At 71.3% G+C, this 21394-nt stretch carries 20 protein-coding genes and 3 pseudogenes; 10 read left to right on the forward strand and 13 right to left on the reverse strand.

Annotated elements, in window-relative coordinates; all coding sequences use genetic code 11:
* Window positions 1–105 precede the first annotated feature (105 nt).
* Window positions 106–2346, reverse strand: coding sequence for a prolyl oligopeptidase family protein (locus tag ACFU5K_RS11640; RefSeq protein WP_384059364.1), 2241 nt, complete (start codon window positions 2344–2346; stop codon window positions 106–108).
* 122 nt (window positions 2347–2468) lie between these two features.
* Between ACFU5K_RS11640 and ACFU5K_RS11645 the strand changes: the two genes are divergently transcribed.
* Window positions 2469–2963, forward strand: coding sequence for a hemerythrin domain-containing protein (locus ACFU5K_RS11645; protein WP_384059367.1), 495 nt, complete (start codon window positions 2469–2471; stop codon window positions 2961–2963).
* 193 nt (window positions 2964–3156) lie between these two features.
* Here the strand turns inward: ACFU5K_RS11645 and ACFU5K_RS11650 are convergent, their stop codons facing one another.
* The 7 genes and pseudogenes from ACFU5K_RS11650 to ACFU5K_RS11680 all read right to left on the reverse strand — a co-directional run bounded on the left by ACFU5K_RS11650 (window position 3157) and on the right by ACFU5K_RS11680 (window position 10399).
* The gene (locus ACFU5K_RS11650) at window positions 3157–4500 is read right to left on the reverse strand and encodes an MFS transporter (protein ID WP_384059369.1); all 1344 of its coding nucleotides are present in this window, start codon (window positions 4498–4500) and stop codon (window positions 3157–3159) included.
* Between the two features lie 448 nt (window positions 4501–4948).
* Window positions 4949–5137 (reverse strand): annotated as a pseudogene (locus tag ACFU5K_RS11655) (enterochelin esterase); the annotation flags it as partial.
* Between the two features lie 194 nt (window positions 5138–5331).
* Window positions 5332–5409: a 50S ribosomal protein bL37 gene (locus tag ACFU5K_RS11660; RefSeq protein WP_371604899.1), complete on the reverse strand. Its 78-nt coding sequence runs from the start codon at window positions 5407–5409 to the stop codon at window positions 5332–5334.
* Window positions 5410–5683: 274 nt separating this feature from the next.
* Window positions 5684–6886 (reverse strand): MFS transporter, encoded by a 1203-nt coding sequence (locus tag ACFU5K_RS11665; protein ID WP_384059371.1) that lies wholly within the window; start codon window positions 6884–6886, stop codon window positions 5684–5686.
* 79 nt (window positions 6887–6965) lie between these two features.
* Window positions 6966–8012, reverse strand: coding sequence for an ATP-binding cassette domain-containing protein (locus ACFU5K_RS11670; protein WP_384059374.1), 1047 nt, complete (start codon window positions 8010–8012; stop codon window positions 6966–6968).
* Between the two features lie 147 nt (window positions 8013–8159).
* Window positions 8160–9294, reverse strand: a pseudogene (locus ACFU5K_RS11675) (polyprenyl synthetase family protein).
* A gap of 8 nt (window positions 9295–9302) precedes the next feature.
* Window positions 9303–10399 (reverse strand): annotated as a pseudogene (locus tag ACFU5K_RS11680) (tetratricopeptide repeat protein).
* A 268-nt stretch (window positions 10400–10667) separates the two neighbouring features.
* Here ACFU5K_RS11680 and ACFU5K_RS11685 point away from each other — a divergent pair.
* Window positions 10668–11576: an aminoglycoside phosphotransferase family protein gene (locus tag ACFU5K_RS11685; RefSeq protein WP_384059376.1), complete on the forward strand. Its 909-nt coding sequence runs from the start codon at window positions 10668–10670 to the stop codon at window positions 11574–11576.
* A 52-nt stretch (window positions 11577–11628) separates the two neighbouring features.
* Here the strand turns inward: ACFU5K_RS11685 and ACFU5K_RS11690 are convergent, their stop codons facing one another.
* On the reverse strand, window positions 11629–12057 hold the full coding sequence (locus ACFU5K_RS11690) for a DUF4232 domain-containing protein (protein WP_384059378.1): 429 nt from the start codon (window positions 12055–12057) through the stop codon (window positions 11629–11631).
* 40 nt (window positions 12058–12097) lie between these two features.
* On the opposite strand from ACFU5K_RS11690, the gene ACFU5K_RS11695 reads away from it, so the two are divergent.
* The 7 genes from ACFU5K_RS11695 (at window position 12098) to ACFU5K_RS11725 (ending at window position 18449) form a co-directional block, all read left to right on the forward strand.
* Window positions 12098–12301 (forward strand): hypothetical protein, encoded by a 204-nt coding sequence (locus ACFU5K_RS11695; protein ID WP_384059381.1) that lies wholly within the window; start codon window positions 12098–12100, stop codon window positions 12299–12301.
* Between the two features lie 237 nt (window positions 12302–12538).
* The gene (locus tag ACFU5K_RS11700; RefSeq protein WP_384059384.1) at window positions 12539–13678 is read left to right on the forward strand and encodes a PP2C family protein-serine/threonine phosphatase; all 1140 of its coding nucleotides are present in this window, start codon (window positions 12539–12541) and stop codon (window positions 13676–13678) included.
* A gap of 67 nt (window positions 13679–13745) precedes the next feature.
* Complete coding sequence (locus ACFU5K_RS11705) at window positions 13746–14300, forward strand: NUDIX hydrolase (protein ID WP_384059386.1); 555 nt, start codon at window positions 13746–13748, stop codon at window positions 14298–14300.
* A 200-nt stretch (window positions 14301–14500) separates the two neighbouring features.
* Window positions 14501–15430 carry an oxidoreductase gene (locus ACFU5K_RS11710; protein ID WP_384059389.1) on the forward strand — a complete coding sequence of 310 codons (930 nt, stop codon included), beginning with the start codon at window positions 14501–14503 and terminating at the stop codon, window positions 15428–15430.
* Window positions 15431–15605: 175 nt separating this feature from the next.
* On the forward strand, window positions 15606–16172 hold the full coding sequence (locus tag ACFU5K_RS11715) for a PadR family transcriptional regulator (RefSeq protein WP_384059392.1): 567 nt from the start codon (window positions 15606–15608) through the stop codon (window positions 16170–16172).
* A 46-nt stretch (window positions 16173–16218) separates the two neighbouring features.
* Window positions 16219–17937: an acyl-CoA dehydrogenase family protein gene (locus ACFU5K_RS11720; protein WP_384059395.1), complete on the forward strand. Its 1719-nt coding sequence runs from the start codon at window positions 16219–16221 to the stop codon at window positions 17935–17937.
* 155 nt (window positions 17938–18092) lie between these two features.
* Window positions 18093–18449 (forward strand): hypothetical protein, encoded by a 357-nt coding sequence (locus tag ACFU5K_RS11725; protein ID WP_384059398.1) that lies wholly within the window; start codon window positions 18093–18095, stop codon window positions 18447–18449.
* A gap of 94 nt (window positions 18450–18543) precedes the next feature.
* On the opposite strand, the gene ACFU5K_RS11730 is transcribed toward ACFU5K_RS11725, so the two are convergent.
* The 3 genes from ACFU5K_RS11730 to ACFU5K_RS11740 form a co-directional block, all read right to left on the reverse strand.
* Window positions 18544–19173 carry a TMEM175 family protein gene (locus tag ACFU5K_RS11730; RefSeq protein ID WP_384059401.1) on the reverse strand — a complete coding sequence of 210 codons (630 nt, stop codon included), beginning with the start codon at window positions 19171–19173 and terminating at the stop codon, window positions 18544–18546.
* Window positions 19174–19290: 117 nt separating this feature from the next.
* Window positions 19291–19554, reverse strand: coding sequence for a DUF5133 domain-containing protein (locus ACFU5K_RS11735; protein ID WP_384059404.1), 264 nt, complete (start codon window positions 19552–19554; stop codon window positions 19291–19293).
* A gap of 361 nt (window positions 19555–19915) precedes the next feature.
* Window positions 19916–20755 carry an oxidoreductase gene (locus tag ACFU5K_RS11740; protein WP_384059407.1) on the reverse strand — a complete coding sequence of 280 codons (840 nt, stop codon included), beginning with the start codon at window positions 20753–20755 and terminating at the stop codon, window positions 19916–19918.
* A 200-nt stretch (window positions 20756–20955) separates the two neighbouring features.
* On the opposite strand from ACFU5K_RS11740, the gene ACFU5K_RS11745 reads away from it, so the two are divergent.
* The gene (locus tag ACFU5K_RS11745; RefSeq protein ID WP_384059410.1) at window positions 20956–21099 is read left to right on the forward strand and encodes a hypothetical protein; all 144 of its coding nucleotides are present in this window, start codon (window positions 20956–20958) and stop codon (window positions 21097–21099) included.
* Between the two features lie 88 nt (window positions 21100–21187).
* On the opposite strand, the gene ACFU5K_RS11750 is transcribed toward ACFU5K_RS11745, so the two are convergent.
* The gene (locus ACFU5K_RS11750; protein WP_384059412.1) at window positions 21188–21331 is read right to left on the reverse strand and encodes a hypothetical protein; all 144 of its coding nucleotides are present in this window, start codon (window positions 21329–21331) and stop codon (window positions 21188–21190) included.
* Window positions 21332–21394 lie beyond the last annotated feature (63 nt).

The raw sequence follows: 21394 nt of genomic DNA on the forward strand, positions 1-21394 counted from the left end.
GCCTGAGGCTGCCGGGCAACGGGGCCATGTCCGCGCCCCGTCCAGGCCGCGGGACGTTCCGTCACGCCCGACGGTGGTATGCGGCCGTCGCTCAGGCCCGGCCGGTCAGGTAGCCACCCATCGAGGTGAAGTACTCCGTCGCGCCCAGTTCCCTGCCCTCCTGGACGCGGCCGACCGTGTTTTCGTCCTGGCCGACGGCGCGATCCCGCCGAGGACACTCACCGCAACCTCCCCGCCGACGACGAGGCCTACCGCCTCGCCGTGGCACCGTGAACCGAGGAGGCCGGGTGGGCCGAGGCCGCGCGCTGGACAGGGCGTGGCGGGCGGCTCCTGTGGTGCCAGGTGCTGCCAGAGGAAGGTGTGCACCAGCGCACGGTTGTGAGCCGCCTGCTCGTTGTCGGCCGCGCCCGCGTGGCCGCCGCCGACGTTCTCGTGGAACAGGACGGGCAGGCCGAGTTCGCGCATGCGCGCGGCCGTCTTCCGGGCGTGCCCGGGGTGGACACGGTCGTCGCGGGTGGACGTCTTCAGCAGGACCGGCGGGCAGGGGAGCCCGGCCGCCAGCCGATGGTAGGGGGAGAGCTCCCGCAGGTGGACCCGGTCGCTCTCGTCGTCCGGATCGCCGTACTCCGCGATCCAGGACGCGCCGGCCAGGAGCTTGTGGAAGCGCAGCATGTCCATCAGCGGAACGTCCGCGACCACAGCCCCGAACAGCTCCGGGTAGCGGGTGATCATCGCGCCCATGAGCAGTCCGCCGTTGCTGCCGCCCTCGGCCCCGAGCATGGCGGGGGTGGTGATGCCACGGGCTACGAGGTCGGCGGCGACCGCCGCGAAGTCCTCGAAGGCCCGGTGCCGGTCCGCGCCGAGCGCGGCCTGGTGCCACTTCGGGCCGTACTCACCGCCGCCCCGGATGTTCGCGATCACGTACGTACCGCCGCGCTCCAGCCACCCCCGGCCCGTCACCGCGCCGTAGTAGGGCGTGAGTGATACCTCGAACCCGCCGTAGCCGTAGAGCAGGGTAGGGCCTGGGCGGGAGCCGGCGGGGCCGATCACGAAGTACGGCACCCGCGTGCCGTCCTGGGAGGCCGCGAAGTGCTGGGCCACCCGCAGACCTGTCGTGTCGAAGCGTGCCGGGGCCTGCTTGAGGATCTCCATCCCGCCCCCGGTCTCACCGTGGTAGAGCGTGGAGGGCTGCAGGAACCCGGACACGTCGAGGAAGAACTCGTCCGACACGTCGGGGTCCGTGTCCACGACGGTCGCGTCGGACAGAGCCGGCACCTCGGCCAGCGGACTGCGGGCCCACGCGCCGTCGGAGGCCGGGGTGAGCACCTCGATGTGGGTGCTCACGTCGCGCATCGTCGTCAGGATCAGATGGTGACGGGTCCATGAGTGGCCGGACAGAGCCGTGCGCTCGTCCGGGGTGAACAGCACCTGTGGGGTACGGTCGCCCGCCCGGAACGCGTCGAAGCCGAACGCGAGCAGGGAGCCGGCCGGCCGGCCGAGCCAGGCGGACTTCAGCGTGACGACGAGATACCCGCGATGGGCGTAGGCGACGGCGTCGTCGGGAACGTCGATCCGGTCGAGCGTGCCGTCGGGGCCGAGCAGGTGGAGTTCGCTGCGGTAGAAGTCCAGCGTCCGGACGACGAAGTCCCGCTCGAAACCGGGAGTGCTGTCGTGCCAGCCGCCGGCCGAGACGTCACCCGCGTCCCCCTCGAAGACCACGGGGGCCTCGGCTAGCGGTGTTCCGCGCCGCCACCTGCGCACCGTGCGCGGGTAGCCCGAGTCGGTCAGTGAACCCGGCCCGGTGTCCGTGCCGACGAAGACGGTGTCGGCGTCGATCCAGCCGATCCGCGTCTTCGCCTCCTCCACCCGGAAGCCGTCCTCGACGAACTCCAGACTGCCGAGGTCGAACTCGCGCACCACGACCGCGTCACCGCCGTCACGCGACAGGCTCAGGAGCGCGCGGTCGTGGCCGGGATCGCGCACGCGCGCACCCACCCACACCCACTTCTCGCCCTCGGCCGACGCGAGCGCGTCGAGGTCGAGGAGTACCTCCCACTCGGGTGAGTCCTTGCGGTACTGCTCGAGCGTCGTACGCCGCCACACGCCGCGCACCCGCGTGGCGTCCCGCCAGAAGTTGTAGAGGTGCGCGCCCCGCCGAGTGGTGTAGGGGATGCGGTCCGACGCGTCCAGCACCTCCCGCAGGCGCGTTCTCAGTCCGGCGAAGCCGTCGCCGACGGCCAGCGCAGCTTCGGTTTCGGCGTTCCGCCGGGCCACCCACGAGAGAGCGGGCTCCCCCTCGATGTCTTCCAGCCACAGATACGGGTCCTGATCAGTCACACGCTGCATTGTGCAGGCCGAAGCGGCACAGGACCACATCCCGTCCGGCTCCGCGCACGCGGACCACGGCTCTGCTTGCCCGCCCTCCCCGGGGGTAGCAGCGAAGCAGAGTCCAGAAGAAGGAGCTTGTGGTGTCCGAAGCGCATGACGTGGTAGCCGAGATTCTTGCGGACCATCGCAGCATGGAGGAGCTGCTGCGGCGGATGAGGAGTGTCGAGGAGGACCGGCGGGCGGCTCTGAACGACTTCGCCGCGCTCCTGATCGCCCATGGCGAGGCGGAGGAGGCCGAGGTGTACCCCGCGCTCAAACGGTTCCGCGACGTGGACAACGAGGAGATCGAGCACGGGGAGGAGGAACACCACGAGGGAAACGAGGCGCTTCTCGCCCTGATGGAGGTCCGGGACGTCGGCTCCGACGAGTGGGACGAGAAGCTGGAGGAACTGGCGAAAGCGATCACGCACCACCTCGACGAGGAGGAACGCACGATCCTCAACGGTGCCCGGGAGAACGTGCCGGACGAGCGCCGCGCCGAACTCGGCGCCGTCTTCCTCCGCGACAGGGAGAAGCACCTGAAGGCCGGCTGCGGCAGCATCGAGAGTGTCCGCGCGGTCGTACGCGCCCACTGAGCTCCGCGGCTGTGCGCGGACCCGCTCCGGGGAGGCCGGTCGGGGGCCCGCCCCTGGCTGTGGCTCCTCCAGACGGCACAGGTGGAGGACGGTGCGTCGATCGCCGGTGCACCGCCCCCGCCGACGGTCGTGACGCCCGGGCGACGGGGCGGCGCCGGAACCGGGGCGGCTGCGGCTTCGCCCACGACCGTGCCTACCGGCCGGAAGAGCCTTCCGAACCGACGCCGGCCCGGACGCGGTCACCCGGAGAACGGGTGCCCGAGAGGGACACGGAGTCACTGGGAACCCCGGCCCCGGGGAGGGATACGGAGTCATCTGCGAGTGCGGATCCGGCCGGCTCGCGCCGGGTCCTGGCCGCGTGCAGCGCGAGCACGACCATCGCGAGGCCGAGGAAGCCGAACCCGCCCCCGATCGCCCCTGACCAGCCGTACGCGGCGAAGAGCGCCCCCGCGACCGCTGTCCCTGTGGCGCCCCCGGCGAACACCGAGAACATGTACAGGGTGTTGATCCGGGCGCGTACCTCGGGCCCGGCGGTGAAGACGCGGACCTGGTTGGCGATCTGGCCACTCGTCGTACCGAAGCCCAGCAGGTTGACGCCGATGAACAGGGCGACCAAGGAGTCGCCGGCGATCAGGAACAGGGCGAGGGCCAGTGCCACTGCGGTGAGCGAGGCGGCGTTGACGACCGTCGGCCCCCACCGGTCGGCCATCCGGCCGGAGTACCGGGCACCCAGCGCGCCGGGGACGGCGGCGATTCCGAAGAGCCCGACCGCGGCGGCCCCGAGTCCTATCGGCTGCTCGGTGAGGTGGAAGGCCAGCACGGCCCAGAAGCCCGAGAAGGCGGCGAAGACGAGTCCGCCCAGCGCTGCCGAGATGCGCAGTGCGGGGTAGCGCGGGAAGAGGGCCGGCAGAGACCTGAGGAGCCTGCGGTAGCCCAGGGTCTCACCGGTCCCCTGTCCGGCCTTTGCCGGCATGTACCGGGGGAGGATCAGGAGCATCGCCGCTGTGGCGAGTGCTGAGAAGAGGAACCCGGCGCGCCATGTTCCCGTGATCTCGGCGAGGACGCCGGAGACGCTGCGGGAGACCAGCGCACCCAGCGTCAGTGCGGTACCGATCGCTCCGAGGACACGGCCTGCCTGCCCCTTCGCGGCCATGGCCACGGCGGTGGGCATGATCACTTGGGGGATCACGGTCGTGGCGGACAGGATCAGGGCCGCAAGGCTCAGCAGTGTGATCGAGGGTGCGAACGCTCCGGCGACGAGTGCCAGGGTGGTCACCGTGAGCAGTACGGCGGACAGCCGCCGCAGCTTGGCTCCGTCGGCCAAGGGGACGATCGCCACGATGCCCAGGGCGTAGCCGATCTGGCCGGCGGTCGCCACGAGACCGGCGGCCGCGGCGGAGATGTGGAAGCTGCGGGCGATCTGCTCCAGCAGGGGCTGTGTGAAGTAGATGTTCGACACGGTCACGGCGGTGGCGGCGGCGAAGACGGGAATGGTTCCGCGCCTGGCGTTCGGCATGGCGGCTGCTGCTGTGGTCACGATTTCCTCTCTGCGGGGATCGGCTGGAGTGGCGGGCGCGTGCCTCGGCCCGCCCCCGCGCGGGGGCGGGCAGTGCGCCCGTGGGGCTCCGGCCGGCGTGCGGGGCCGGCCCGGGGACGGACACGATGGCTCGTGCCAACCTCCCGGCGCTTCAGTCCGTGGGGGAGGTGACGGGAGCGGTGGTGAGGGACGCCCGTGGCCTGTGGAGTATTTTCGTCATCCACAGTGAGGATGATGTACATCATCCAAAATGGCAAACGGTCCGGCCCGGACAATGGTGCGTGGAACGGCACCCCGCGAGCCATCCGGACCGTCCGGGCCCACCTCGGCCGGGCGCCGCCTGGAGGTACGCCTCGCCACGCCGAGGGGGCGCGGAGGGGCTTCGGTGAAGATCGCGCCCGCGCCGTCCGGCAGCCGGGTGGTCACCGGACGCCCTTCAGGGCGCGCCGACGACCTGGCCCCCGCCGCCCACCGCGTGGACCCGGACCGTGCGCCGCCCGCCCAGGTGCCCTCCGGCCCAGCGGATTCGCGCAGGCGGAACCGGAAGGACGTCGTCGGCGCCGACGGTGGGCCAGTACGGCTGGGGCGGCACGTCCGGGGTCCAGGCGATGGACCGGTCGCCGCCCTGGGTTTGAGGAGCACGGCCTGCCGGGATCGGGCGGGCGGGGACGGTGAGCACCTGATCGCTCAGGCGCCGACTGCCGCCGGCCGATCCGGAGCGCGATCCGGCGGGCTTCGGCCCGCGCGCTCCCGGGTGTTCAGGCGGAGGTGATCGCGCCGGCAACGCGTTCGGGGGGCGGCTACGCCACCCCCCGATGTGCCGGAGCGTCCTCAGGTCTGCGGACGGCTTCCGTGGTTCGCGCCGTTCTTGCGGCGGGCCTTCTTCTTGCGACGTCGCTTCGAGGACATCGAACCCTCCTCCTCTTCGTGTGCTCTTATGAACTTTCCGCCGGATTGTCACTTCCGGTGATCAAGGAGCCCCTTACCCATCAAGGCGTCGGCAAACACTCGATGTGCCCGCACACGAGTGGCGCACGTCACGCGGTGCTACGGCTGATCCACTCGGCGCGAAGGTCGCCTTCAGTCGCTCTTGCGCGTGCGGTGACCTCTCCATCGACAGCCGCCGACCTGCTGTGATGTGATCCGAGCGGCGAAACGGCCCTGTACTGCGCAGGCCACCGCATCAGGTGGCCGGCCTGCGCGCGGCGTACGCTCCTGCTCCGGCCGCCAGCAGGACGACGCAGCCCGTGAAGACCAGCCCGGCCTCACGCAGCCCGAGCCAGGTGGCGAGCGCGCCGACGCCCACCACGGGGACGGAGATACCGGCGTACGCGACGACGAAGAAGGCCGAGATCGTGCCGCCCCGGTGCTCCGGCGGCGCCGCTCCGCTGACCAGGGTGAGTGCCGCACGGAAGGCCAGCCCCTGGCCCGTACCGCCGCACAGGGCGCCCAGGACAAGCAGGAGCAGCGACTCGGCGACGAGCGACGACGCCACGAGGAGCAGGCCGACGACGAGGATGCCGCAGCCGGTGGGCAGCGCGCGGCGGGCGCTGATCCACTGCGTCAGCAACTGCCCGAAGGTCGACGCGAGGAACACCGAGAAGACCACAGCGCCGGACACGGCGAGGTTGTGCACGTCCAGCGTCTGCGCGGCGAAGCTCGGCGCGACCGCCGTGAACAGCCCGAGCAGCGCGAAGCCCGCGAACGCCGCCACCGAGGCGGACGCGAACACCCGCTTCACCTCCGGAGGCACCGCGACGCCCTGAGGCGTCAGCCGAGGCCACCGTTTCGGCGCCGCCACCGTCTCGGGGAGGAGCCAGGTGATCACGCATGCGACGGCCACGAGTCCCAGGTGGACCCAGAACGGCAGGGACAGCGGCCAGGGGGTGTACTGCGCGAGCAGGCCGGAGAGCAGCGGGCCGCAGCCGAGGCCGCCCATGTTGGCCGCCGTCGCCGCGAACCCCGCCCGTGCCTTCTGCCCGGGGCCGGCCAGCTCGATGACGGCCGCGGTCGCCGCACCGCTGAGCAGACCTGCCGCGCACCCGGACAGCACCCGCCCGGCGAAGAGCAGCGGCAGGCCCTTCTCCAGCAGGAAGCACCCGGCGCTCGCGGCCGACAGGGCCATGGCGCACAGCAGCACCGGTCTGCGGCCGACCGCGTCCGAGTAGTTCCCCGCCACCAGGAGCACCGTGATGACCGCCAGCGCGTAGACGGCGAAGACGATCGTCACCATCAGTTCGGAGAACCCGATCTGCTCCTGGTAGAGGCCGTACAGCGGTGTGGGCAGGGTGGTCCCGGCCATCCCGATGGCGAACACGACAGCCGCCGCCGCGTAGCCCGGCCGCCGGCGACCGAGCGTCCTCTTTCCGTCCTCGCGCACGTTCACGCAGGTCACCCTACGAGCGGCGCCTCGCCGCAGCGGCCCCCGCACCGCTCGGCGCGCCGCCCCACGCGAACGCGACCGGTCACCGCTCCGTGGGGTGTCCGGCAGGGCCGCCCGGACGTGGCACGGCCCCACGGGGCTCCGGGGCGTACTGCGCCGCCTGCGTGGTGAACATCGCGGCGTAGCGCCCCCGGGCGGCCATGAGTTCGTGATGGCTGCCGTGCTCGACGAGGCGGCCTCGGTCGAGTACGTAGATCATGTCCGCCTCACGGACACCGGACACGCGATGGGTCACGAGGACCACCGCCCGGTCAGGCCCGGCCAGTCGGCGGACCGCGTCGAAGGCGGCGATCTCGGCTTCGGGGTCGAGGGCCGATGTGGGCTCGTCGACGATGAGGACACTGTCTGCCCGGCCGCTCGCGGTGCGCCAGTGGGTCCGGGCCAGACCGTCTTCTGCCATTCGCCACCGGAGAGTTCGGAGGCCCCACGGAACACACGGGCCAGCAGACTGTCCAGGCCGCGGGGGAGTTTCGCGAGGAGCGGGGCGGCTCCCGCGTAGTCGACCGAGGGCAGCAGGTCCTGGTTTCCGGCGGGCCGGCCGGGGCGCCCGATGCGGATGTTGAGCCCGGCGCGTGACCGGCCAGCGCTGGAAATCCTGGGTGAGCAGCGCCACCCGGTCGAACACCTGTGAACGATCCAGGACGGACAGCTCCGCCGGACCCCAGTGCACCGTGCCGCTCTGCGGGAGCAGCAGTCCGGCGAGCACCTTCATCAGCGTGCTCTTGCCCGAGCCGTTCTCACCCACGACGGCAGTCACCGATCCCATAGGAAGGGTCACCGAGACGCCGTCCAGGGCCGGGTCGCCACGCTCCGGATGGCGGTAACTGACCTTGTCCAGCACGACCTGCCCCACCCGTTCCGGCGGATCCTCCCCGTCGTTCGGGATCGAGCGTCGTGCGGCCCCGGCCAGGAAGCGGTCGTGGTCCTGCACGTAGAGGCTCTCCTCGTGCAACTGGTTGATGTTCATGACGAGGGCGCCCAGGCTCGCCGACCCCGACCGCACGGCGATCACGGCGGTTCCGGCGACGGCCAGACCCATGTGGCCGGCCATGATCAGCCAGAGCGTCACGCCGTACGTGCAGCTCGTGGCCAGGCCGGACAGTGCGGCGGCCTGAATGGTCAGGGTTGGACGCGGCGTAGTGGGGCTGACTCGCCTGGGGCAGGCAGACGCGCCCCGCAGTCCAGAAATGAGCACGGACTGCCGCGCGATCCCCGTTCACACCGTGCGGTGGAGCAGGAATCCGAGCAGGGTCCCGATCTCGCGCGCGGCTTCCGAGGCGAGAGGCACGCTCCGCAGGCACGCCCGGGCGGCGTCGAGGTGGCGGCGGGCCTCCGCCACGGTGGCGGTGCGGCCGCCGCACGCCTCGACGAGTACCGCGGCGGCCTTCGCCCGGTCTCCGTCGAGGGGGCGCGAGGAGTTCAGGAGTGTGAGGAGGTCTGCGGCGTGGGCCGTGCCCGTGGCGAGCGCGGCGAGCACCGGGTAGGTCTTCTTGTGCTGTCGCAGGTCGCTGTGCACAGGCTTTCCCGTCACCTCGGGGTCGCCCCAGATGCCGAGCAGATCGCCGACGGCCTGGAAGGCCACACCGAGATGACGCCCCGCCAGGTCGAGCGTGGTGACGGTCCGCGCGGGAGCCCCGCCCAGCAGTGCGCCGAGAGCGGCCGCGCAGCCCAGCAGGGTGCCCGTCTTGAGCTCCGCCATGGCCCGGTACTCCTCGAGCCGGACCGCCTTGGGACCCGTCCAGGGGCGCGTCTCGAAGAGCAGGTCCTCCGCCTGGCCGCGTACGAGTTCGCCGAGTGTCCCCCACAGGCGTGCGACGGCCGCGCCCGTGTGCGGCGCCGGTACCTTGGCGAGGGTCTGCACGGCGAGGGTCTGCACGGCGAGGGCGAGGAGCGCGTCGCCCGCGAGCACGGCGGGCCCGGTGCCGTACGCCTCACACGGTCTCCCGGCGCCGCCGCGTGGCGTCCCCGTCCATGATGTCGTCGTGCATCAGCGAGAAGGCATGGACCAGTTCGACCGCGACCGCGCCGACGACGGCACTCTTCCCGGGAGCTCCGACGGCCTCGGCGCACAGCACGGCGAGAGCCTGACGGACGCCCTTGCCCTCGAAGGACGGATCCCTCGACGCGCCGCCGACCTCGCACCAACCGAGCGAGAAGGCCGCCATCTCGCCGGTCCACGGGTGGAGCCGTTCAGTCGCGGCGGACAGTGATGGCCGTACCAGCCGGCGGCAACGGGCCAGCGTGCGCCGGGCGTCAGCGGCGGTTGCCGACTGCGTGGCCCCCGGTTGCGTGTCCGAAGGGACGGTGGCCGGCCTGCTGGACTTGGCACCGGCACCGGCCCGCGCGGTCATCGGGGAGCTCATCGCGCCGCCGCCTCCTCGGCGCGCCTGTCCTCGCCCGGGAGGGGCCCCACCCCCAGTTCCGCCGTGGCCCTGTCCACCATGTCCCGTGCGTGCCGCAGGCCGATCCGGTCCAGGATCCCGCGCAGCTCGGCCAGTTCGACAGCCGTCTCGGCCGGATTCCGCCCGAGCCGGGCCAGAGACTTGGCGAGACCGAGCCGGGAGAGCGTGGTGCCGCGCGGTTCGTCCATCTCCCGGAACTCCGCGAGAGCCAGCGTATAGTCGTCGCGGGCCTGCGCGTACCGCCCGGCCCGGTAGCGCACGTTGCCGCGCATCTTGTGGTTGTACGCCAGCGCACTGGACAGGTTCATCTCACGGCACACCGACTCCGCCTCGGCGAGCAGCGTCAGGGCGCGCTCCACATTCCCGTCGCGTACGGACACCACGTCGGAGATTCCCCGCAGCGCCCATGCCCGCCCCCGGCGGTCGTCGGCCCGGCCCGCCGTGTCGGCCGCCTCCTCGAAGAGCGCCAGCGCCCGGTCGTACGAGCCGGTGTTCCGGTGCATCTGGGCTATGCCCTCCAGCGCCCACACCGTGTGCCTGGCCTCTCCGCGCTTCCGTGCCTCGGCGAGCAGCTGTTCGTGCAGTTCGCCGACAGCCTGGTAGTCGCCCTGGATGCGTCCGGTCTCGGCGAGACCGGCCAGCGAATAGCCGCGCACCACCACGTCACCCCCGAGTTCGCCGAGCTCGGCCGCGAGCCCGAGCAGCCGGTAGGCCAGTGCCAGCGATCCCCTCTGGCGTGCGAGTGTGCCCCCGCTCCACAGCGCCCACGCCATCGCCCCGGTGTCCCCGGCCGAGCGCGCCGCGCGATAGCTCGCCTTCCACGCCCGGTCCGCGTCCGTCACGCGCCCCAGCCGCCGGTACGCCTCCGCCACGGCGAGCCCGCAGCGTGCCACTTCCCCCGGCAGCCCCGCGTCCTCGGCCGCCCGCATTCCCCGATGCCCTTCGCCAGTACGTCGGTCAGCGAGGAGTTCACCGACAACGAGCCCAGCGCCCCCTGGTATTCGGGGGCGAATGCCTTGTCCGTCGGTCGCTGCCGCTGAGTCACCGGTGTCACCTGTTCCACTCGCCCGTCCTCGGAGTCGTCGTCCCGGCGGTGGTCGGCCGTCGGGACGATCACGACGCTACGAAGCGGCGCGGGGTAGCCGAATCCCTCTTCGTACGGGTCCTGCGCGTGGTACCTGAGTGCCAAGGGAGGCGTCCGGTCTCGTCAGCGCGGCGGACGACGGAGGGCCGCCGCCCGGTCGCCTCCGCTTTCAAGTGGGCGCGTGGCCAGGGCTGATACGGTCGGTCACCGGTGGCGAAGGGGCGGCGAACGGGGTGCGGTGGACACGACCGAGGTGGTGCCCGAGGTCCGTGAGCGGCTCGTCGTGCGCTTCGGACCGGACGTGCTCGGCTGGTGCGATCGGCTGCCGACGCTGGTGGACCGGCTGTCCGAGCGCTGGGGGCTTCAGGTCCGTGAGGCGGGAGGCGGCGGGACGTCCCGGGTATTCCGCTGCACACGGCACCAGGACGGAAGCGTCGTCCGGCTGAAGCTGACCCCGGATCCGGTCATCGCCGCCGAGGAGGCCGAGGCGCTCGAAGCCTGGGCCGGTACGAGGTCCGTCGTCACCCTCCTGGCGGAGGACCTCGACAGCGGCGCACTGCTCCTGGACGAGGTGCTGCCCGGGGCACCGGTGCGGCGGCCGGGCCGGAGCCTGCCGCAGGTGGCTGCCCTGCTGCGGGAGCTGCGGATGCCCGCTCCCGCCCCGCGGCAGGGCTCGGTGCTGGGCCCCCTCGCCCGCCGCGTGGAGTTCCTCTTCGAACTGACCCGTCGCAGGATGGTCCACGCAGGCTCGGCCGACGCGTACCGCGCGCTCGACCGGTCCGTGATCGAACGCTCCCGTGAAGCCGCTCTGGAGCTCGCGGCCGGCGGCACTGCGGGACTCGTGCACGGCGACTTCCACCCGGGCAACGTGCTGACGGGCCCCGGGGGACGCCTCGTCGCGATCGACCCACGGCCGGCCCTCGGCGATCCCGACTTCGACGCCGTGGACTGGGTACTCGCGGGAGCCGGGGAGATGGCCGGACTCACGGCCGGGATCGACAGGCTCGCGAAGCTGGTGCCCGGCCAGTCGCCTGACCGCGTCCTGGCCTGGTGCCGAGCCCTTGCCGTGGTGGAGGCGGTCCCGAGGCTGCGTACGGGGCGGGACGACCCGACGACCCGATTGCTGCTGAGCCTGAGCCGCTCCTGAACGGACCGCGCACTTCTGCGCGCTGCACGCCGGTGCCGGGACGCGGGTGGGCCTACTTGCCCGAGCCGACGGGCTCCACCGTGATGCGCGGCGCGGAGTCCTGGCCCGCGGGGATGCGGACGGAGAGGGACATGCGGTGCGAGTGCGTCTCGTTCGGCGGTGTCACGTCGGCCGAGGTGAACGTCACTCCGGAGCCGCCACTGTTGTCCGGCGGGAAGTGCACGGGGAAGTTGGTGCCCTCCCCGGGTGCCAGCGTGACCACGGGAACCGGCCGGTCCCCGCGCTCGGCGCTCACGATGCCGTCCTTGCTCCTCAGATCCAGCCCGGGGAACCCGTGCATCGTGCAGGAGGAGGTGCCGGCGTTCTTCAGGTTGATGAGCACCTCGCCCTCGGCCATGCCGCCGGAGCTGCTGAACATCAGCTGGGACGTCCGGCAGAAGCTGCCCTCGGCCGCCGAGGTGCCGGTGGCGGAGGCGGACACCTGAGCGTCTCCCGCTTCGGGCTCCTGGTTCCCGGAGGCTGTGGCGCCCCCCGGATCTCCGGAACCGTTCGGGCTCGCGCTACCACCCGGGCTCGCGGAGGCGCTCGGACTCGCCGGGACACCGGCGCCGGACGACACCCTCGCCGACGCACCCGCGGGCGAGCCGCTGTCGGCTCCACCACCGCTGCAGGCGGCGAGCGAAAGGGCCGCAGCAGCCGCGGCGACGATGACGGACGTCTTCTGAAGGCGCATGAGTTCCCTTTGACGAGGCACCGGCTACTCCGTTCGAGCGTGTACGTACATGTCTTATACACGTGTTCTTGCCGCGGCGGGTTGCCTGCCGGTCGAGATCACTCCGTGCGGAAGAACACCTGCCGGACCGCCACCACGGGTGGCTCGTGCCCGCCGGACGCCCCGCCATGTGCGTACGACCGCGGTTCGCCCGGATGCGGAGGGCCGCGCCGGCGGGCAACGTGGGGGAGTGTCGCAGCGCTTGAGAACCCAGTGGATCCCCGTAGGCCTTATCGTTCTGGCCGTGGTGATCGACCTGGTCACCCCGCACGACGTCACGTCCGCGCCGCTCCTGATGGCGGCACCGGTCGCCGCGGCGCCCCTCCTCGGGGTCCGCGGGATCATCGGGGTCGGAATCACGTCGATGATCGTCCACGCGTTCCTCGCGCGCGTCGACGGCACGTTCGGCTGGCGGGCGGGTCTGGCCAACCAGATCACCCTTGTGGCGGTCACCGCTCTCGCCGTGCTGATCCACCGCACGCTGCGCACCCAGGACGCCCGCGCGAGGCGGGCTCAGCACGTCGCAGCCGTTGCCCAGCACGCCGTGCTGCCCAGGCCGCCCTCACGCCTGGGTGACCTGCACATCGACGCACGGTACGTGCCGGCCGAGAGCGAGGCCCTGATCGGAGGAGACCTGTACGTGGTGCAGAGCACCCCGCACGGGATCCGCGTCATGGTCGGCGACGTACGGGGCAAGGGGCTCGGGGCGGTCAGCGCCGTCAGCGCGGACCTCGGCGCCTTCCGGTACGCGGCGGACGAGGCCGAGGATCTCCCGCAGCTGGTGACCAGGCTGGAACGGGCCCTCCTGCGGGAAGGCGGCCGCCGAGGCGGCCAGCAGCAGGAGGAGGGGTTCACGACGGCGCTGATCGTGGAGTTCTCCACGGACCTGGAGACCGTGCGCCTGGTCAACCGCGGCCATCCACCCCCCGTGCTGCTGGACTCCAAGGGCCGGGCCACGCTTCTGGACGCCTCCGAGGAGGCGCCACCGCTCGGTATGAGTGACCTGGGCGTCTGGTCCGCCCCGGTGGACAGCCACTCCTTCCCGGCCGGTTCCACCCTGCTCTGCTACACCGACGGCATCACCGAGTCGCGGGACGCCGCCGGAAGCTTCTACGACCCCGTGGCCCGTCTGCCCCTCGCCCTCAGCCGCCGGACTCGCTCCGGGGTCCACCTCGCCCCCGGACAGATCCTGGACGCGCTGATCCAGGACGTGAGGAACCACATCGGCGGCCGGCCCAAGGACGACCAGGCCCTCCTCGCTCTGCACCGCGCCCACGCCGGACGAGAACCTCCGCACGGCCGGCCCGCCCCCGCCGCCTCTCCAGGGTGAGGGCCGCGCCGGGCGGCCGTGGGATCCGACCTGTTTGTCCCGCTGCGGGATGGACATGATCCCGGTCGTGACGGAGAGTCCTGACGCATTGACATGGGCGCTGAAGAGCGAGCGCCCGGAGCCGGCCGGTTATCTGAGGGTGAGCTGTCGAACCTACGTCCAGCCCGACGGCAAGGATTCCCGGTGGGACGTCCTCCACGGCTCACCGACGGTCGCCCTCGTCGCGTTCACGGAGGACGGCAGAGGCGTTCTCGTACGCCAGTTCCGGCCAGGGCCCGGCAAGGTGCTGGCGGAGCTCCCGGGCGGCATGGTCGAGCCCGGTGAGGACGTGCTGGACGCGGCGGCGCGCGAGCTGCTGGAGGAGAGCGGATTTCGTGCGGGGACGCTGGAGGTCTTCATGAGGACGTACCTGGCGTCCTACGCGACCCACGTGCGTTACGGGGTGCTGGCGCGCGACTGCCGCAAGGTCGCCGAACCCACACCCGACGCCGAGGAGTTCGTCGAGCCCTTCACCCTGGACCAGGACGCGTACGTCTCCCACCTCCTGGGAGGTGAGTACACCGACGCCGACATGGGTCACGCGGGGCTCCTCGCCGCCGGTCTGCTCGTCAGGAAGGCCTGAGGCAGCGCCGTCGCCCGCAGAACCGCGCGGCCCTCCTGACGTGCGCGGGGGGCGCCCGTCCGGCTCACACTCGGATCATGCGCAGGCACTGCAGCCCTCCGGAGCCCGGCCCGGACGCTGCCGGTTCCCGTGCCCGACAGGGGGCGGCCAACCAGACGCTCGCCGGGTGTGCGTCGGCGGTCGCGGGGGAGGCGTAGCCCATGCACTCATGGACCCTCGACGACATGCCCGACCTCGCCGGCACCACGGCGGTGGTCACCGGCGCCAACAGCGGAATCGGAGCGGTGACCGCGCTCGCCCTGGCACGGTCCGGCGCAAGGACGGTGCTCGCCTGCCGTGATCCCGAACGTGGCCGACGTGCACTGGAGGCCGTACGACGGGCCGCGCCCCGATCGGACACCCGGCTGGTCGGGCTCGACCTGGCGGACCTGTCAGCCGTCGCCGAGGCCGCCGACCACATCGCCAAGGAGACCGACGGCAGGCTCGATCTCCTGGTGAACAACGCCGGCGTGATGGCGCTGCCCCTGATGCGCACGGCAGACGGATTCGAAATGCAGTTCGGCACCAATCATCTCGGCCATTTCGCGCTCACGCTGCACCTGATGCCACTTCTGGGAGCCGGCCGTCCCTCCCGGGTCGTGACCCTCTCGTCGCTGGCTCACCGCATCGGCCGCATCGACTTCGACAACCTCAACGCCGAACGCGGATACGACAAGTGGCGCGCCTACGCGCAGTCCAAGCTGGCCAACCTGCTCTTCACGGCGGAGCTCCAGCGCCGGGCGGACGCGGCGGACAAGCAGGTGATCGCGCTGGCCGCCCACCCCGGTCTGTCCGCGACGGAACTGGGACAAGCGGGGCCACGACTGGCCGGACGGACCTGGGCGGCGAAGATCGAGCGGGCCACACGCGTCTTCACACAGCCGGCTTCCGCCGGAGCACTGCCCACCCTGTACGCGGCGACGCTGCCGGGGGCGCTCGGCGGCAGCTACTACGGTCCCCGGCTGCTCGGAGAGACCAGGGGCGGGCCCGCACTCGCGCGCATGTCAGCACGCGCCCAGGACATGAACATGGCTCTGGCGCTGTGGCAGGAATCGGTCTGCCTGACCGGAATCGCCGGCGACGTCATCTGAGCGCGGGCCTCGGACGCGCCGGGGCCGGGGGCGTGGCTGGGCTCGGGGCACGACGAGGCCTCGGGCGTGACAGCGCTTCGGCACCCGGGTCCGGCCCGTGAGCCCGCCGAGTGAGGCGTGTCTCACCGGGGCCTCGGTGCTTGCTATGCAACGAGTTGCATAGAACGATCGAGGCATGGCGCTCGAACACGCGATCCTCGTCTCCCTGCTGGAGCAGCCGGGTTCCGGCTACGAGCTGGCCCGTAGGTTCGAGCGGTCCATCGGCTATTTCTGGACCGCCACGCACCAGCAGATCTATCGCGTCCTCAAGCGCATGGAGGGCGAAGGCCTGCTCGACGTCCGTGACGTCCCGCAGGAGCGCCGCCCCGACAAACGCGAGTACTCCGTCGCGGGCCCGGGCCGCACGGTGCTCTCCGCGTGGCTGCACGAGCCGATCGAACCCGAGAGTCTCCGTCACGACCTCGCCGTGAAGATCCGTGGGGCGGCCTTCGACGACCCGGCCACCCTGCTCCGCGAGGTCGAGCGCCACCACTCGGTGCACAGCGACCGCCTCGCCCACTACCTCGCCGGGGAACTGCGCGACTTCACCGGCCCCGACGCCCCCGAACCCCTCGACGCCGGCGCGGAGCTGCAGCACGTGGTGCTGCGCGGAGGCATCGCGTACGAGCGCATGACCGTGGCCTGGCTCGACGACGTGCTCGCCACCCTCCGGCGGCTCGACAGCACCCGGCCGCGTACCTGAACCGCCCCGCCCACTCCGTCCCCGACCATCCGGAAGGCGTATCACCATGGCCGACCCGCTGCTGTTCAACCCGCATGCCTACGACCCGGCGCACTTCGACCCCGAGACCCGCAGGCTGCTGCGCGCCACCATCGACTGGTTCGAGGACCGGGGCAAGCGCCGGCTCATCGAGGACTACCGCTCCCGCGCCTGGCTGGGAGACTTCCTCGCGTTCGCTTCGAAGGAGGGACTGTTCGCCACCTTCCTCACCCCCGCGTCCGCCGCGAGCCGGGACGGCCAGCGCTGGGACACCGCCCGGATCGCCGCGCTCAACGAGATCTTCGGGTTCTACGGACTCGACTACTGGTACGCCTGGCAGGTGACGATCCTCGGCCTCGGACCGGTGTGGCAGAGCGGCAACGCCGCCGCCCGCAGTCGGGCCGCTGAACTCCTCGCACAGGGAGAGGTGTTCGCCTTCGGCCTGTCCGAGAAGGCGCACGGCGCCGACATCTACTCCACGGACATGCTGCTGGAGCCCGACGGCGACGGCGGGTTCCTCGCGACCGGATCCAAGTACTACATAGGCAACGGCAACGCGGCCGGGCTCGTCTCCGTCTTCGGCCGCCGCACCGACGTCGAGGGCCCGGACGGCTACGTCTTCTTCGCGGCGGACAGCCGCCACGGCGCCTACCACCTGGTGAAGAACGTCGTCGACTCCTCCAAGTACGTCAGCGAGTTCCGTCTCGACGGCTACCCGGTCGCGCCCGACGACGTCCTGCACACGGGGCGGGCCGCCTTCGACGCCGCCCTCAACACCGTCAACGTGGGCAAGTTCAACCTCTGCACGGCCTCGATCGGCATCTGCGAGCATGCGATGTACGAGGCCGTCACCCACGCGCACACCCGCATCCTGTACGGGCGCCCGGTCACCGCCTTCCCCCACGTCCGGCGGGAGCTCGCCGACGCCTACGTCCGGCTCGTCGGCATGAAGCTGTTCAGCGACCGTGCCGTCGACTACTTCCGGTCGGCCGGGCCCGACGACCGCAGGTACCTCCTGTTCAACCCGATGACCAAGATGAAGGTGACCACGGAGGGCGAGCGCGTCATCGACCTCATGTGGGACGTCGTCGCCGCCAAGGGGTTCGAGAAGGACACCTACTTCGCCCAGGCCGCCGTGGAGATCCGTGGCCTGCCCAAGCTCGAAGGCACGGTCCACGTCAACCTCGCGCTCATCCTGAAGTTCATGCGCAACCACCTTCTGGATCCGGCCGGTTACGAGCCCGTCGCGACGCGCACGGACGCCGCCGACGACGCGTTCCTCTTCCGGCAGGGGCCCGCCCGCGGGCTGGGTTCAGTACGCTTCCACGACTGGCGGCCCGCTTTCGACGCCTGTGCGGAGGTGCCCAACGTCGCCCGCTTCAGGGAGCAGGCCGACGCCCTGTGCGACTTCGTCGCCCACACCGCACCCGACGACGAACAGAGCCGCGACCTGGACTTCCTGCTCTCGGTAGGACAGCTCTTCGCCCTCGTGGTGCACGGGCAGCTCATCCTGGAACAGGCCCGCCTGACCGGCCTGGACGAGGACGTGCTCGACGAGCTGTTCTCCGTGCTCGTACGCGACTTCTCCGCGAACGCCGTCGAACTGCACGGCAAGGACTCGGCCACCGAGGCACAGCAGAACTGGGCCATGGCCGCCGTGCGGCGCCCCGTCGTCGACGACGCCCGCTCGGCGCGGGTCTGGGAGCGCGTCGAAGCGCTCGCGGGGGCGTACGAGATGGCTCCTTAGTCAGCCGCGGTCCTCGGCAGCCGGACGCGCCCGCCGCGGCCCGGCCGCACGACCAACCGGCCGACACCGCTTCCGTCCCCGCGCTTCGGCCGCGCTCTGCGGGGCATATGGAAGGTCCGGCGGCCGGAACGGTCGGCTGCCAGGAGGAGGCGACAATGAACACCGTCTGGGCATGTCCGGCAGAGCTGAACCGTTCCCTGGGCGACGACGTGGTCGAATACGGTGTGGAAGCGCCCGACGGGAGCGTCGGCACCGTCGTCAGGCTCTCGCCCGTCCCGGGCTACGACCACCTGGTGATCGATGCCGGGGTCTGGAAGTTCGGCAGGAGCGTCGTCGTCCCGGCCGGCATGGTGACCGCCGTCGACGACACCGAACGGGTGATCAAGGTCGGGTGCACCAAGGACCAGATCAAGGAAGCCCCGCGCTTCGAGCGGGATCAGGACACGGGTGACCTCTTCTACCTGCGGAAGCTGGGCGCGTACTACGAATCCCTCGCCGTCGCCCCGGCGTGACGGCCGCACGGAGGGTCGCGTGACGGAGGCCTGCGCCGAGTGGCGCCGGCCTCCGTCGGGTCCGGCCCGGGGCCCGGGACCGTGCCGGAATGCGTCAGCCGGCCCGCGGGCCGGGGATCCTGCGACTCAGGATGATCTTGGCCGGCAGCAGGGCCAGCCAGGACCACAGGGCGACGTCGGTCGAGAAGCCGTAGGCCAGGGGCACGCTGACCGCGAAGACCGCGGCTGTGCAGATCAGGTCCGCTGACACCGACCGGGCCGTGTACTGCGTGGCTTGATCGCGGGACCTGGGATTCTTCAGGCCTGTCCTGAGCACCGTGAGTTCCAGCAGGTTGGTGACGCACACCGTGCCCGCGTACACCGCGACGGCCAAGGGCTGATCGGCGTACTCGGAGAGCAGTGAGGTCGGGAAGGGGATGAGCGCGATGGCGCCGAGCCAGATGAGCGCGAACCCGAGCGGCACCTTCTCGATGGGCGGAACCAGCCGCACGATCCGTCGGTGGTCACGCCAGAAACCGGCCAGGATCCAGAAGCTCAGGGCATAGGCCCCCAGGTCCGGAAGCACGTCGACGAAGGCTTCTCTGAAGCCGTCGGCGCTCAGCCCCGGAGGGACTCGGACGTCGAGGACCAACAGGGTCATGGCGATCGCGAAGATGCCGTCGGACAGGGTCGTCAGACGTTCCGCGCTCTTCTCCTCGCCGCCCCCGTGCAGGGTGTCGTCCACCCGTTCAGAGTCCCCGTGCCGAGTCTTCGCGGGCCGGGATTAGGCCGACGGCGGGCAAGCCGGGGCCGACCGTGGCCCCGGCCACCTCGGCTTTCCCGTAACCGTGCTGACGGTATCTCAGGCAGCCTGGAGGGATTCGCCCTGCTGGAGACCGTCCGGCGGACGGACCGCGGGGGAAGCCGGGGTCCGCATGCCGAGCATGGTGTCGGCGATGTGGAGCGCCTGCGAGACGTCCCGGGTCCCGGTCATCACGCAGAGCGTGTACGTCGCGTCCTCCACGGCACGTGCGGTGGCGTCCGTGGAACCACGCGCGTCCTCGATGCGGGCGTCGGCGTAACGCGCGAGGGCCACGCGCAGGTCCTGAGGACTGGGTGTCAGCACAGCAGGGTTCTCCTCTGGTGGGATCCAGGTCCGGTGCCGGACACGCGTCTTCGGGTGGGCCGGCATCACGCGCCTACCCGCTCGAAGGCGGAATACGTCCCGAGGAGGCGGACTTGTCCCGAGGGGTGCGGACGAGGTGCCTGTGCGGCAGGTTCAGCGGCGCGTCCATGTCCTGCGGGGAGGCACGCGAGGTGCCCGGCACGAGCATCTGCCGTTTCGAGCGAGACCCTCATGTCCTGCCCTGCTTCGCCGTACGTTTAAAGACGGCTCTCGGGCGCCCGCGGGGCCCGAGAGCCTCTCGGCTGAAGGACACGCCGTCGACAGCCTGGGCAGGCTGTGAGGTGCATCCCGGTCAGGCCGACTATCCGGCGGGCGGGAAGTCGGTTGAGGCTGTCAGCTCGGCCCACGTCTCCATGTCGGCCCGCAAGCGTCGCTGACCCTGCTCGATGACGTTGACCGCGTCGGTACCGAGTACCAGGTGGACGGGAGGGGCCTCTGCTTCCAGCACCGTCATAAGGGCCTTGGCCGCACGGTCCGGATCACCTGTCTGGTTGCCGTCCTTGGCGTTTCGGGCGGCACGGATGGGATCGAAGACGGTGTCGTAGTCCGGGATGGTGCGCGGAACACGGACCATGGAGCGCCCGGCCCAGTCCGTGCGGAACGAGCCGAGAGCGAGAGAGGTGACGTGGACGCCGAACGGCGCGACTTCCTGTGCCAAGGAGGCGGAGAAGCCCTCGATGGCGAACTTGCTGGCGCCGTAGAAGGCGACGCCGGGGAGCGCCGTGAGGCCCGCCATGGACGAGAGCGTGACGATGTGGCCACTCCGGCGGCGCCGCATGGAGGGGAGGACGGCCTTGACGACCGCGACTGTCCCGAAGACGTTGACGTCGAACTGGCTGCGGAGGTCGTTCAGCGACGATTCCTCGACGGTTCCCTCGACACCGTAACCGGCGTTGCTGACCAGGACGTCGGTCGGGCCGATCTCCTGTTCGATCCGCCTGACCACGGCGTCCACCTCGTGGTCGTCGGTGACGTCCAGTAGCATCCCGGTGGCGCGGTCCGGGGCCAGGGATTCGAACTCGGGGATCTGGCCGGGCTGGCGCACGGTCCCAACTACCCGGTGGCCGGCCGCCAGCGCCTCCGCGGCGAAGGCGCGCCCCAGGCCGGTGCTGACACCGGTGATGAGAAAGATTCTGCTCATGGCTGCTTCCGTAGGGGTTGGGGCGGGCTTGCCTGGAGCCCGCCGCTATGGGGGATCGATCAGCGACCGGCGCTCCGGCCCCCCGTCGACGTGCAGGATCTCGCCGGTCATGAAGGGGGGTTCTCTCGGTAGACGGCGGCGTCGACGACATCGCCGACCTCGCCTGTCCGCCCGACCGGGTGAAGTGCGGCGAACGCCTCGTGGTGCTCTTCGCGATGCATCGGCGTCTTGATTATGCCGAGGGCCACGGCATTGCTGCGGACGGCTCGGCCGACGTACTCGATGGCGCCGACGAAGCTGCCCCGACGCACTGCGACGCACCGGTGATGCCGGCGATCTTCTGACCGGACGTGCTCATGTAACGGGTCTCCAAGGAGGCGGTTCGAACCGGTCGGCTGCAACCGGCATTCCGGGAAGCAGCTGACCGGTCGACTATATTCCCATGGCGCATTCGGGATCGTTCTCCGGCAGTCCGTCGATATCGATGTTGATGTAGTCGATGACGCGTTGCCGCTGGTCACGGCGGATCATCGGGCCGCCGGAGGTGTCGGGGGCTGAGGGGTCGGGGGGCGCCATGAGACCTCCCGCGCAGATCCGCTCGGACTGATCGATGTTCCCGCCAGCGTGTGCACCCCGCCA

Origin of the sequence: Streptomyces sp. NPDC057428, from assembly GCF_042803195.1 — a bacterium.
Taxonomy (GTDB): Bacteria; Actinomycetota; Actinomycetes; order Streptomycetales; family Streptomycetaceae; genus Streptomyces.